Raw genomic sequence first — 13395 nt, 5'->3', positions numbered from 1 at the left:
GCTCCTATGTTCGTCAAGCCGCTGTTGGAAGCGGTGATAGCGATGTGGTGGCTGCCTGCGTTGGCCGCGGCAGGTTGGCGTAGATCTCGCGGGCGATGTAGCGCTTGAGGCAGCGGATGATCTCGCGTTTGCTCAGTCCCTCGGCGGTGCGGCGTTCGACGTAGTCGCGGGTCGGCTGGTGGTGACGCATCCGGACGATGGTGACGATGTACAGCGCACTGTTGGCGGCGCGGTCGCCGCCGCGGCTGAGTCGGTGTCGGCCGCTGGTCCGGCCGCTGCTGGCGGGTTGCGGTGCGACGCCGCAGAGCTTGGCGAAGGCAGCTTCGTTGCGGATTCGGTCGGTGTTGTCGCCGGCGGTGACGAGAAACTGGCCGGCGATCTCGATGCCGACCCCGTGCAGCGCGATCAGCTCGGGCGCGGCCGCGCGGACGAGGGCTTCGAGCTGTTTGTTCAGGGCCTTCACCTCGTCGTCGAGCTGCTTCCAGCGTCGTGCCAGGTCGCGTAGCGCGGTCTTGACTCCGGCCATCAGCAACCGGTCCGGGGCGGCTGCCAGCGCGAGGAGGTCCTCGAACTCCGGTCGCAGTCGCAGGCACCGATTGACCAAGGTCTTCTTGCTCAACACCACGAGCTCGTCGCGCAGCGGGGAGGGTGCGCCGATCATGAAGCCCCACAGCGTGTTGAAGGCGTTGGTGCGGGCCTTGACCGCGCTGGAGCGAGTCACCCGCAGGGTCCGGATCACCTCGACCATGCCGGACTTGGCCTTCGGGTTGCGGTCGATGTCTGCCCGAGGACTGCTCGAGCGATCTGCTCGGCATCGAGCCGATCGGACTTGCCGTCCATGTGCCGGGCCAGCCGGTTGGGACGGTTGACCTCGACCACCCGAACGGCGCGGGCGGTCAGGTACCGGGTCAGGGTCGCCCCGAAGGATCCGGTGCTCTCGACCCGACCCCGATCGCCGCCACGTCACCATGGCCCTGGACCCAGCTCAGCAGGTCGGCATAGCCGCGGTCGTTCGCGGGGAACTCGCGATGGCCCAGCAGACGGCCGTGGTCGTCGACCGCGGCGGCGTAGTGGGTGTTCTTGTGACAGCTCCACTCCACGCCCGGAGGTCTTCGCCTTCCAAGCTCATTCAGATCGTGTCGTCACAATCTCGACCAACGTGCCCGATCAGTACAGCTAGCGGCGCACCTGCCAGATGTCGTCGACCGCGTTGGCTGCACCGATCACTTCACAGTTGCTCGACCCGGTGCGGCCGTTTCGCGCATACCGAGGTGTGCCTTCATGTGAAGCACGCTGACCTGAGCGAGTATGGGGTCAACCCACTCTCAGCATTCGCCCTATTCAGTCAGCCAGGTCTCGCAGCAGCAGGCACGTCCGTCTGGTTCCCCGACCCGCCATACCCGCGCGTACCCGGTGTAAAGCGTCGCCAGGGAGTCGCTAACGAGCAGCGCTGCTACGTACCACGGAGCTCTCGGATGGCGTCGAGATGGTGGCACGCCGCTAGAAAGAAGCTCTGTCCCAAGACCATCTCTCCCAGCGGAACCCCCGGACCGCCGGGCGGGAGCATCGCGCGGCGAACGGTCCCCGAAGCGGTCACGCAACGGCTCACTCCGACGATCGCCTTCGACGCGGCGACAACGAGATCGTCCCCCACGACATCGTGTGCCGCGGCGAGTGCTGCCGCGTAGGCGAACATGACTGTGCCCGTCGACTCCGGCGGGCTAGTCGGATCGTCCAACACGTCGTGCAGCATGCCCGACCGGTCTTGGTAGCCGCTGACGGCCTCCAAAAGGTTGCCGAGGCGATCCCGGGTGGCGATGGCCTCGGAGTGCGTACCGGCGACAGCGAGCACTTCGGCCGAAGCACAGGCGAGGAACCCGATGCCGCGGGACCAGAAGTTGGATTCCGGGAACGAGTTCGGCATCTCTCGCCAGACATGCCGGACCAGCCCTGTGGCCGGATCGAGCAGCCGACGATAGGCGATCTCCAGGTGCCGGTAGGCCTCGTCGACCCAGGCCTGGTTCCCCTCGGCTGTACCCCAGACGGCGAGGGCGCCACACACCGGATAAACGGTGTCCACCCAAACCTCGGACGCAGCGGCGTTCATCAGCATGAAGCCCTCGCTCGTGCGGGGACCATCGAGGAACGCGGCGATCTGTCGTAGGGCCGCGCGCCGATACTTCGGGTCACCGGTCCTCGCGTACGCGAGGAACAGGGGCGCGGTGAAGTAGGCGGCGCCGCAGGGACCGAGCACGAAACCGGCCATCAGTGGCGCGCGACTGATCGGGAAGTCGCCGTACCGCAGTTGACTCGTAGCGCCCGAGCACAGCCGGCCGTCGGTCGTTTGCGTGGCGATCGCTCGGTCGAGCCAACTGATCACCTGCTCACGCCAGAGCGGCTCCCCGAATGCCAGGATCGGTGCCATCGCGGCTTGGCGCTCCCAATAGTCATCGCCGATGTCGTGCGACATCAGGTTCTCGGCTACGCGGCGGACCAAGTCGGCTGGCAAGCGCGGCGGCATCGACAGTGTGGTCGCTGACTTGCTGGACACATGCTCTCCTCGGGATCGGCAGCGCTCGCTGCGTGGTGTGGGTTTCGCGTCTCAGCTGAGCGCCCAGGCCGGAGGTCCATCGGTTTGTTCAGCGAGCTGCCGAATCAGCGCGTGGGCCTGACGCGTGGCAAAGACAAGGCGTCGTGGCGCGAATGCGTCGCCGATCAGGTGTGCCTTCACCCCGGCGCCAGCGAGCGCGTCGAATGGCCCTGGGTCGGCGGTCGACCCGCAGGCGAGCACGATCCAGTCGAATCGTCCCAGTTCTAGTTCTCGGCCCGAGAAGCTGTGTCGAGCGGTGACGTCGTGCCGGCCGACTCGGACGATCTCGTGGGAGGTCAGCAACTCGACTCGGAGGTTGTCCAGGCGGGCGAGCGCCGCGCCCAGGACGTAGCGCCCCACCAGGGTCGCGGGGGCCGACGTTGCGTAGGCAAGCGTGACCTGGTGTCCGCGACTGGCGAGAAAGTCTGCGGTCGTGAGCGGCGGCAGGTGGTCGTCTTGGGCCACCACCAGGACCCGTGATGGTTCGGTCGCGAAGTCGCTGAAGACCGAACGCGCATCAATCACGTGCGCGAGGCCCGGGCGATTTGCGAACGCGGGGCGACGCGGGTTCGATCCGGTGGCCACGACGACATGGTCGGCGGCGATCTCGGCGATGTGGCTCGAGCCGATGCGCGTGCCCGTTCGCACGTCGACACCATCGCGGTCCAGCCTGGCCTTCTGCCATCGGACGTATTGTTCGAAGTCTGATTGCCCAGGAGCCTTGGAGAAGATGTTGAGCTGTCCCCCGAGTTGGTCGGCCGCTTCGAAGAGGGTGACGCTCATTCCGCTCTCGGCTGCGAGGGCAGCAGACTCCATTCCGGCCGGCCCGCCTCCGATCACCACGAGATGAGCTGGCCGGCGGACCCGGATCGGTTGCGGCGTGAGGACGCTGGGGTTGACGGCGCAGCCGAAGGGCAGGCCCTCGACGTGCTTGCGACTGATGCACTCATTGCCGCCAACGCACGGGCGGATCTCGTCGGATCGGCCTTCTTTCGCTTTGCGGGCGAACTCCGCGTCGGCGATATGAGCCCGCGCGACGCCGACCACATCAGCATGACCGTCGCGAAGCACCTGCTCAGCGACGCTGGGGGACGTCACGCGACCCGAATAGACGACGGGTAGCGAGATGCGCTGCCGCAGTGCGCCCGCGAGCGGCGCCCAGTGGGCCGGCGCGAAGTAGGCGGGCTGGATGTAGCTGGGGTTTCCCCAGGGCGTGCCGACCACGCCATGGATGTAGTCGATTGTTCCGGATTGCTCGAGCAGGGTGGCGATCTTGATGCCCTGGTCCGCACCGTAGCCACCAGGCTCCTCCTGACGGAGATTCATTCGGACACCGACGGTGAAGTCGGGACCCATCTGCTCGCGGATGGCCTGCAAGACGCGGAGTGTGAAGGCGGCGCGGCGTTCCGGTGAGCCGCCGTATGCGTCGGTGCGCTGGTTGGTCAGTGGGGAGAGAAACCACTCGTGCAGGTCGTCGTGGTTGATGTGCAGTTCGACGCCGTCAGCGCCCGCGCCACCGAGGATTGCTGCGGACTCGGCGTATTCGCGAACGAACCAGTCGATCTCGTCGGCTCGCAGCGCATGAGGCACCTGGTTGATGATCGGACCGCTGAGCGTGGCTGACGGCCCATGCGGCATCCCGCCCTGGTTGACCAGCTGAACCGTGAGGGCTGCTCCTTGTGCGTGAACTGCTCGCGCCAGCTCCGAGATTCGTGGTGCGGTCGTCGTGGCCCTGACGTAGCCGTGAAGCGTCGCTCCTACGCCGGTGGGCTCGAATCCGGGTGGCACGAGGTTGCGCATCAACGCAGAGACGCTGCCGACCCACGCAACGCCGGCACGAGCTCGCTCGGTGAGGTAGGCGATGTTGGCGGTGGCCTCATCGTCGGTGCCGAAGAGGTTCCCGATCGCTGCCGAGTGGGGCGGCATCATGATGCGGTTCCGCAGCTCCATGGTGCCGATCTTGATTGGCTCGAACAGCAACCGTTGCGGCTGGGCGAGTGCCATCAGTGGACCGCCGCGAACATGATCGATTCTTCGGTGGCCTCGTCTCCGGCGAACTCCGCGACGACGCGTCCGTTTCTCGCTACGAGGATCCTGTCGCCGAGCGCGAGCACTTCGGGAAGGTAGGAGGAGATGACGACAACGGCGACGCCTTGGGTTGCGTACTCCCGGATGAACGAGTGGATCTCCTGGATGGCTCCGACGTCGACGCCGCGTGTCGGCTCGTCGAAGATCACGGCGCTCGGCTTGCGGGTCAGACTCTTGGCGAGCACGACCTTCTGTTGATTGCCTCCGGAGAGCTCGACCAGCCGGGCCTTGGTCGGATCGAGCGTCCGCACGGCAAACCGCTTTACGAGCCCTTCGGCGACTGACCGTCGACGCCGTCGGGTTGAGATCAGAGGAAGCCGCCTGCGCGAGCCTAGGTAGCCGATGTAGATGTTGTCGTCGATGGTCTGGTCGCTGAAGATTCCGTAGGCCTTGCGATCTTCGGAGACGTAGGCCAAACCGGATCGGATTGCCGGCCGCGGGGTTCGGAACCTCACTGCTTTGCCGTTGAGGCGGACGGTCCCTCCGCCGATCCTGCGCCGCTTCAAGGCGCCGTAGGCAACCATCGCCGTCTCGGTGCGTCCTGCGCCGACCAAGCCTGCGATCGCCACCACCTCGCCGGGATAGGCGGAGAACGACATGTTCTGCACGACGCCAGCCACGGTGAGGTTGTCGATCTCGAGGGTGGGTTCGCTCGCTGTCGTCCGCAAAGTGACCTTCGGTGCGTACTCCACGGCGCGGCCGACCATCTGTCGGACGATGCCGTCGCGATCCATCTTTGCCGCGTCCTCGGTGAGTTGGACGACGCCGTCACGCATCACGGTGATGCGATCCGCGTGGGACAGCGCTTCCTCGAGGTTGTGAGTAATGAAAATCATCCCGACACCCTTGGCCTTCAGGTGCTCCATCGTCAGGAAGAGCTGTTGCTTCTCCTCCGGCGTGATCGAGGCTGTGGGCTCGTCGAAGATGATGATCGTCGCGGACTTGTTGACCGCTCTCGCGATCTCGACCATCTGCTTCTGGGCGGCACCGAGGCCGCGCACCAGAACGGACGGATCGATGTGAAAGTTGTGAGACTCGAGCAGGTAGCGGGCATCTACGTTGAGCTGCTGGAGACGATTGAAGAACTTGGCGTCCCCGAGGAACAGGTTCTGAGCGACAGTCATCGCGTCGACCAGGGATGTCTCCTGGTAGACCATTGCAACGCCGGCGGCGCTCGCGGAGGCGGGCTTGTCGAAGTCGACCTGCTCACCCCGGACAAGGACGCTCCCGGAGTCGGGGGCTGTCGCCGCGGAGATGATCTTCGCCAATGTCGACTTTCCCGCTCCATTTTCTCCTAAAAGGGCATGGACTTCTCCGGCACGTAGCTCGAAGTCGACACCGTCGAGAGCGAGCGAGCCTCCGTAGGACTTGGAGACGCCAGCTAGTTGGAGCAGCGGAGGGACCGTTGCTCGATCGTGCGTGGCGCCCTGCGTTGGGTCAGTCATGGTGCTCCTCTAGCGTCACGATCTTCCCGGACCCGCGGGCCACCAGGACCAGCGTGCTTCGTCCCGGTAGTGCAATTCCGGTCACTCCGTGGACGTCGCCGTCTGGGCGCGAGTGCACGCTCTCGACGATGAGGCCATCGGCATCGAGGCGAAAAGCGAGACCGTACGAGCGCGGCGGGGCCCACGGCTTGACAATGCCCATCACTCGTAGTTGCCCGACTTGGAGAGGTTCGCGGTAGACATTGGTGACGCCGTGTGTTGGCGTCAGCCAGAGCTCTTCGGGGACGCTGCGCACCATGTCCGCCAACGCTTCTGTCTCGGTGAGGATGAGCTCCGTGGCTCGGTTTCGCAGGTAGGGCACGGCAACCCACCATCCCCCGTCGTCTAGCGCAACGATCCGGCCCGGGTAGCCCGGGAGGTTTGCGCGAAGGACGGACCGCCGGCGAGGTTGGGCGAGCGTCCCGCGCTCGATACGGTGGTCGTGGCTCAGCGAGATCAAGAACTCCTCGCCGGCGACCGTCACTCCGGAGGGCCAGGCCAGACCCGTGTCGAGGGTCTCGACCTTCCCTGTTGATGGGTCAACCCGGAGGAGCAGTCCTGATCGATCGTCGCTGACCAGGGATCGAGTCCAGCCGTCAGCGCCAGCTGACGTCGAGCCGATCGTGAGCACGGGTGCGTCGTCGGTTGCGAGCGCGATGGCCGTCACCCCACGGCGGACGAGCGGATCCGAGCACCAAGTCTCGAAGCCGCCAGACGGGTTGATCGCGACTAGTCCGACGCCATCAACCGCTGCCATGATCCTGCCATTCGCGGCCGCTAGAGCGGTCACGTCTCCGGAGAGCTCCGCGATGGCGTACTGCGTATCGTCGTCCTGCACCTCCAGTACGGTGGTGCCGGCAGAGACAAACAGGCGACCCTCAGCCAGAACGATGTCGTCGAGGCAATGTCGCTCCGAGCGAGCGAGGACGGCAGCCGTCTCCAACCTTGTGTTCGGTCGGAGACCGGCCTCAAGTGGCGGGATGGACGGGCTGTGCAACGTGCCCGGCCGGATGAACTCGACGAGGGACCGGACTAGCCTGCTCATGCCTGCGACCCGACGGCGTGGCCCCGGTCGGCAAGCCGGCCGGGCGTGAGCATGGGGTCCAGGGTTCCGATTTCGTGCTCAGGCAACTTGTATCGTCCGATCCGGTTGTTCTGGAGTCCGGCGATGTAGAGATGACCGTCGAACTCCTTCATCGATGTCACCATCGGGTGGCGTTCCAAGGTGCCGTCCCAGTAAGAGCTGAGGATCATTCCGTCGTCGGTGAACTTGACCACGCACGACACGTTCCACTGCGGGACGATCCAGTCGTCGACGGGGAGCTCCTTGGTCATCCGGAGCCGTAGGTTGCGGTGGCGGAGGAAGAGGTCAGAAATGGGAGTGCGCATGCCGACGAAGCTCATCCAGTAGTTGCCGTCGGAGGCTCGGTTGATGTTGTCGGGGAGACCGGGCAGGTTCTCCAAGACCGGTTCGAGCTGGCCTTGCTTCGGGCCGGAGATCCACAGCCGGTCCACCCGGAAGAGCCCGGAGCTGGCGATCAGGATCGACTGACCATCGTGGGCGGTCGTGATGCCGTTGGCCATGAGGTGGTTCTTGACGATCTGTTCGACGGAGCCGTTAGACGGGTCGTAGCGGAAGACCCGACCGTTCGGGCGAAACTCCGCCATCTCCACGTGGTAAGACGCCGAGTCGATTCGCGACGAGGCGTCGCTGAAGTAGATGGCGCCGTCGGGACCGACGTCGAGGTCATCGGCGAATCGGATCGCCGAGTCGTCGAAGATCTTGTTGCGGCTTCGCCGCGTCTGGACGGCGATGGGCGTTGATGTTCCGTCCGGTGTGATCCGGCACAGACCGATGCCTCCAACGCAGACCAGGAGGTCGCCGTTGAGGTCCCATGCGTGCCCGAGGGGGCTGCCGCCGGTGCGAGCGAAGATCTGGCCGCGAGTCGTGTCGCCGGCGTCGAAGCGCCAGATCCACCCTCGACGGTCGCCGCAGTAGAGATTGCCATCGTGGTCGACTGCGCAGTCCTCGGCGCCTTCGATGCGTCCGAGACCGATGGGTTCGGCGGTCGTCAGATGGTTGTTGACTCGCCAGATGGAGTTCTCGTCGGTGACGTCGAGCAACGGCCCCGGTTCGAGCCTGAGTGGATCGACCTCGAGCTTGTCGGCGATGCGCGTGCGGTACTTGCCCCACTTCAGGTCGAGCACGGAGAAGGAGAGAAGTGCGGCGGCGAGGATGAAGGTGCTCCAGGCGCTCTCGGCACCGCGTCGGATGAGCGCCTGCTGGATGATCGCGACCACCATCACTCCGACGGCCGCGCGGGCGACTGATCCGCGGCCGCCGGTCAGGCTGACTCCACCGAGGACGACAGCGGTCAGCGCAGCGATTTCGAACCCGTCGCCGGTAAGCGCCGAGGTGCTCCCCTGTCGTGCTGCCAGCAGAACGCCCGCGATGGAGCAGAGCACTCCGCTGGCGACGTAGGTGGCAAAGGTGACGCGGGTGGTGGGGACTCCGTTGCGTCGTGCCGATCGGCGGTCGCTTCCGACGGCGACGGTCCACCACCCCCAGCGCACGCGGCTCATTCCGATGTGCGCGATGATCACGACCGGGATGAAGATCGCGACGGAAGTGTGCATCCCAGCCACGGTTCCGTTGCCGAGGAAGGTCCAGATCGAGTCGGTTCGGGGCATGACGAGATCCGGGGCGTTGTGCGTCTGGACAACCGTGACGACCGCTCGCAGCGCTACGGCTGTTACCAGGGTCGTGATGAATGGCCGCGTCTTCACCACGGCGATGAGGAACCCGTTGATCGCGCCGAAGGCGGCGCCGAGAATGACGACGACGACGAGGATGACGGGCACCGGCCAGTCGTAGGCCCGGAACATGACCAGGCTAGAGATCGAAGACATGCCGACGATCGATCCGACTGAGAGATCGATGCCTCCTCCAACGAGGACGATCGTGAGCGCGACGGCGAGGAACCCGAGTTCTGCGAAGTTACGCAGGATCAGGTCCCGGTCTCCTGATTGCAGGATCTCCGGGGTGCTCAGCGCGAACCCGAGGCTGATCACCACAGCTAGGAAGACGGGAACCGCGCCTTCCATCCACTGTTTCGACAGCACGTCGCTGACCGTTCGCATCGGTGAGAACCGGGCAAGCGTGGGGCGACCGGTGAGGCCAAAGGCATCGACCGGACGCCCCCACTTGCCCAGTCCGGCAGTCTTCGACTGGGCCATCAGCTACTTCAGCTCTTTCCGTAGCATGCCGTCGACGTCGTACCGACGTTCGACTCGTCGACGATGGTGTAGGGAACGAACGAGACGGTGTGGCTGGTGCCGGGGGCGTTGCCGAGGAGGAAGAGCTGCTGGGCGAACATGGCGGCTGCCGTCCCGATTCCGGCCGCGTCATACGCGGCGCCGGCTGTGACGATCCCCTTGTCCAGTGCGTCGCACCAGGTGCCTGAGGCGTCGATGTTGTAGACACCGACCTTGCCCTTCAAGCCGGCGGCGTCGATGGCCTCGCCCACACCGACCGCGGTGACGTCCCAGTTGACGGCGAAACCACACAGGTCGGGGTTCTTCTGCAGCACGGTCGAAGCGATCGTGTTGGCAACAGCGGGGTCGTAGCGGCTGTGCTGGGTGGATACGACGTCCATGCCCGCCTCCTCGAAGACCGGGTCCCAGCCCTCATTGGTTGCGATCGAGGTGCCGTCCGTACCGTTGCCATCGATGATGGCGATCTTGTTCTTGCCGGCGGCCTGACAGTCGCTGACCATGCGATCTGCGAGGTCGGCGGCCATCGTCACGTGGTCGGCCCCGACGTAGGCGTCGGGCGACTGGTTGCCGAGCTCGTTCACGGCGATGACGTAGATGCCCTCTTGCTGGGCACGCGCGATCTGTTCGGAGAGAACACCGACATCGGGGTTCTGCAGGATGATCATGTCGACCTTGTCGTTGATCAGGGAGTCGAGGATCTGCGTCATCCGCTGTGTGTCGAAGGCAGCGTCCGGGGCGCTGAACTCGACACCCATCGGCTCGAATGCGCGCTCGAGACGGCTCCGCCAGAGCGAGGTGATGTCGAACTGCTGTCCGATCGGGACGTAGGCGATCTTCTTGCCCTTCAGAGAGCTGACTACCTGCTCGCGTGCCTTCTCGGGAGTCGTCACTGCCTCGACCCCGGTGCCGCCGGCACCTTCCTGGCCCTCGGAGCTTGAGCCTTCTGTTGCTCCGCTCGTACAGCCGGCCGCGAGCACGCACAGGAGAACGACGGGCGCGATTCGTCGTAGTTTCATGTCTTTCCTTCGGTTAGGGCGTCAAACGAACTCGGCTCGCATGAATCGACGTCGATCAGAGGTCGTCGGACTTGGCGGTTTCTTCGTCCCGAGGGTGAAGCCAGGAGTCGAAGGCGAGTGCAACGACGAGCACCGCAGCCTTCAGGAGAGAGCTCACTTCGACGCTCAGGTTCAGCAGGGTCATCAGGTTCACGAAGGTGCCGATGAAGAGCGTTCCCCAGAGGACACCGAAGATGGAGCCTTTGCCGCCGGTGAGCGAGACGCCGCCGATGACCGCAGCCGTGATCGCGTTGAACAGCAGGTCCTTGCCGCCGCCGTACGCGGTGCTGTAGCTGCCGTTGATTCCGAGAAGGAGAACGCCGGCGACAGCGGCGGAGCCAGCGCAGATGACGAAGGTGAGCACGACGAGAGGCCTCGTCGGGATGCCCGCCAGGCGAGCGGCCTCAGGGTTGTCGCCGTAAGCGCGGATCAGACGTCCCTGGCTCGTATATTCCAAGAACAGCCAGCCCGCGAGGAATGCGACGGTCGCGGCTACGATCGGGAATGGGATCCCGAACAGCTCGCCGCGACCTAAGTCGGTCACGACGTTGGAGTCCGCGGGGAGGATGTACACCTGGTTGTCCAGGAGCCAGACCCGGGCCGCTCCATCGACAAGAAGCCACATCCCGAGTGTGGTGAAGAGCGCCGGGATGCCGACGTAGGCCACCATCCAGCCGTTGATGACCCCGATGGTGATGGCGACCATGCCCATCACCACCAGGGCCTGGAGCTCGCTAAAATCGTTCCTGGTCCACAGATGCACAGCTCCTTGAGCTGTCAGTGCAGTCACGACGACGACTGACAGGTCGACGCCCTTGGCCATGATGACGATCGCCGAACCTACGGCGAGGATCCCGAGCGCGGATGATGCCCGCAGAATGGTCATCAGGTTGTCGCCAGTCAGGAATCCGTCGACGAGGACCGCTCCGATCGCGACCATGACGAGAGTGACGAGGGCGATGAGGATCCCCTGGTCGATCTGGGCGAGCCTGTCCCGCAGGCTCAAGCCGTCGGCTGTTCGTGCTCTCGACGCCGTCTCGATCTGAGCCATTCGTCCTCGCTTCGCCTGTGATCACCGTCTCAGGTGATTCATCATGAGGTTTATTCCACGCGCAATTCCTCATGTCAATAGCCAGACGGGGCTGGGGTCACATGGCTCTCGGGAGTCCCAGAGCGCACTTCCGACGACGCGGTTGACTCCAGAACTGTTGAATGTGAGCCGCGTTCACAGCGGTGAAACGCTCTCAAGTAGGGGGAAAGCCGAACCGCGGGATCGGGGTTGCCCCGACCAACAACGAGCGGCGAGCGCCCGAGCCTGGCTAACACCAGCCTGCCAACTCTCGCCGCCCCAGGGGCGAGCTACTTCAGGGCAAGCTGCCTGGCCTCGAGCAGCGACGGCCCGTACCACGTGATGAGCCTGCCGCTCACCAGCTGGGTTGGGATGCCAAAGGCCTCTGGGCCGTCGCGTTCGGAGAACTCGTACGGCTCGTCAGGGAGCAGCACGAGGCCGGGAGCCAGGGCCTCGATCTCGGCAACCGTCATTGTCGGGTAGCGATCTTCATGTTCATTGAGGACGTTCTCGTAGCCAAGCCTGCGGATGAGATCGCCGGTAAATGTTCGAGGGCCGACAAACATCCACGGGTCCCGCCAAATTGCGACGGCAACCCGCTTCGTCGCTGAGGTGAGTGGGCCACACCATTGCTCGCGAGCGGTCCGCAGCCACCCAGGACGTGGCCAGCGGAGTGCCTCGTCGAACAGTCGCTCGATCGACTGAATCGCCCCCGGCACCGTTTCGATGCGCGTGACCCAAACGGGGACACCAGCGGCGCGCAATCGGCGCACATCGAGCTCGCGGTTCTCCTCCTGATTGGCTATCACCAGATCTGGGGCGAGGAGGGCGATCTTGGAGAGATCGGGGTTCTTCGTCCCTCGAACGCGAGCAACGTCGAGACCTCTGGGACGAGTGCACCAGTCGGTCGCGCCGATCACCGCGCTCGGTCTGGCCTCAGCGAGCGTCTCAGTCAGAGACGGAACCAGTGAGACGACGCGGCGAGCCACGCCGTCGACGGCGACAGGTGTGCCGAGATCATCGGTCGCAGGCATCACGGGCGTCGCGCGGCTTCGCTCCGCTACCGCGATGCCATGCGCAGGCCGGCGTCGAGCCGGATCACTTCGCCGTTGATGTACTCGTGGTCGATGATGAAGAGCGCCAGGTCCGCATACTCACTTGGCCTGCCCAGGCGTTGCGGGAAGGGGATCCCTGCGGCCAGACCGGCCCGGAACTCGTCGGATACCGAAGCCAGCATCGGCGTCTCCAGGATGCCTGGAGCGATGGTGTTGACCCGGATGCCGTATTGCGCCAGGTCCCGTGCCGCGGGGAGGGTGAGGCCCACAATCCCACCTTTGGAGGAGGCATAGGCGGCTTGGCCGACCTGGCCCTCGTACGCCGCGACCGATGCCGTGTTGATGATGACACCGCGCTCCCCTGTCTCGGTGGCGGGCAGTCCAGTCATGGCGCGCGCCGCGATCGCCAGGACGTTGAAGGATCCGATGAGGTTGATCTGCACGACCCGTGCGTAGTCGGCCAGATTGTGCATGCCTGCCCGACCGACGATCCGCGTCGAGGGCCCGATACCTGCGCAGTTCACGACTGATCGAAGCGGGGCAGATCCTTCCATCGCGTGCGCTACGGCCTGCTCGATCTGATCTGGGTCAGTAACGTCTACAGCGAGGTATTCGACACCTGGCACCGTCTCGGCGCGCTCGATCGCCCGGGGCAGGTCCAAGCCGAAGACGTGAGCACCGCCCGCTGCCAGGGCTGTCGCAGTGGCGGCCCCCAGCCCGGACGCAGCTCCCGTCACGATTGACGCAGTGCTGTTGATATTCACCGACAACTCCTCTA

The 13395-nt window shown here is 65.1% G+C and carries 11 protein-coding genes; all 11 read right to left on the bottom strand.

The window, feature by feature from the left end; genetic code table 11:
• Positions 1-13: 13 nt before the first annotated feature.
• Positions 14-748: a transposase gene (locus PZ894_RS01515; RefSeq protein ID WP_275741753.1), complete on the bottom strand. Its 735-nt coding sequence runs from the start codon at positions 746-748 to the stop codon at positions 14-16.
• A 160-nt stretch (positions 749-908) separates the two neighbouring features.
• Positions 909-1100 carry a hypothetical protein gene (locus PZ894_RS01510; RefSeq protein ID WP_275741752.1) on the bottom strand — a complete coding sequence of 64 codons (192 nt, stop codon included), beginning with the start codon at positions 1098-1100 and terminating at the stop codon, positions 909-911.
• 353 nt (positions 1101-1453) lie between these two features.
• Entirely contained in the window at positions 1454-2551 is a 1098-nt protein-coding gene (locus tag PZ894_RS01505; protein ID WP_275741750.1) for a glycoside hydrolase family 88 protein, read from the bottom strand.
• Positions 2552-2602: 51 nt separating this feature from the next.
• Positions 2603-4594, bottom strand: coding sequence for an FAD-dependent oxidoreductase (locus PZ894_RS01500; protein ID WP_275741748.1), 1992 nt, complete (start codon positions 4592-4594; stop codon positions 2603-2605).
• The gene (locus tag PZ894_RS01495; RefSeq protein WP_275741746.1) at positions 4594-6123 is read right to left on the bottom strand and encodes a sugar ABC transporter ATP-binding protein; all 1530 of its coding nucleotides are present in this window, start codon (positions 6121-6123) and stop codon (positions 4594-4596) included. Before PZ894_RS01495 ends, PZ894_RS01500 begins: the two co-directional genes overlap by 1 nt.
• Positions 6116-7207 carry a hypothetical protein gene (locus PZ894_RS01490; protein WP_275741745.1) on the bottom strand — a complete coding sequence of 364 codons (1092 nt, stop codon included), beginning with the start codon at positions 7205-7207 and terminating at the stop codon, positions 6116-6118. The genes PZ894_RS01495 and PZ894_RS01490 overlap by 8 nt, the downstream gene beginning before the upstream one ends.
• Positions 7204-9399, bottom strand: coding sequence for an SMP-30/gluconolactonase/LRE family protein (locus tag PZ894_RS01485; RefSeq protein ID WP_275741743.1), 2196 nt, complete (start codon positions 9397-9399; stop codon positions 7204-7206). The genes PZ894_RS01490 and PZ894_RS01485 overlap by 4 nt, the downstream gene beginning before the upstream one ends.
• An 8-nt stretch (positions 9400-9407) precedes the next feature.
• Positions 9408-10328, bottom strand: coding sequence for a sugar ABC transporter substrate-binding protein (locus PZ894_RS01480; RefSeq protein ID WP_275741741.1), 921 nt, complete (start codon positions 10326-10328; stop codon positions 9408-9410).
• Positions 10329-10509: 181 nt separating this feature from the next.
• Entirely contained in the window at positions 10510-11544 is a 1035-nt protein-coding gene (locus tag PZ894_RS01475) for an ABC transporter permease (RefSeq protein WP_275741739.1), read from the bottom strand.
• Positions 11545-11852: 308 nt separating this feature from the next.
• Positions 11853-12596: a helical backbone metal receptor gene (locus PZ894_RS01470; RefSeq protein WP_275741737.1), complete on the bottom strand. Its 744-nt coding sequence runs from the start codon at positions 12594-12596 to the stop codon at positions 11853-11855.
• A 26-nt stretch (positions 12597-12622) separates the two neighbouring features.
• On the bottom strand, positions 12623-13381 hold the full coding sequence (locus PZ894_RS01465; protein ID WP_275741734.1) for an SDR family oxidoreductase: 759 nt from the start codon (positions 13379-13381) through the stop codon (positions 12623-12625).
• Between the last annotated feature and the right edge of the window lie 14 nt (positions 13382-13395).

The sequence above is a fragment of the Nocardioides sp. YIM 152315 genome (genome assembly GCF_029210375.1).
Lineage (GTDB): Bacteria > Actinomycetota > Actinomycetes > Propionibacteriales > Nocardioidaceae > Nocardioides.
This window is presented reverse-complemented; position numbering and strand designations above follow the sequence as displayed.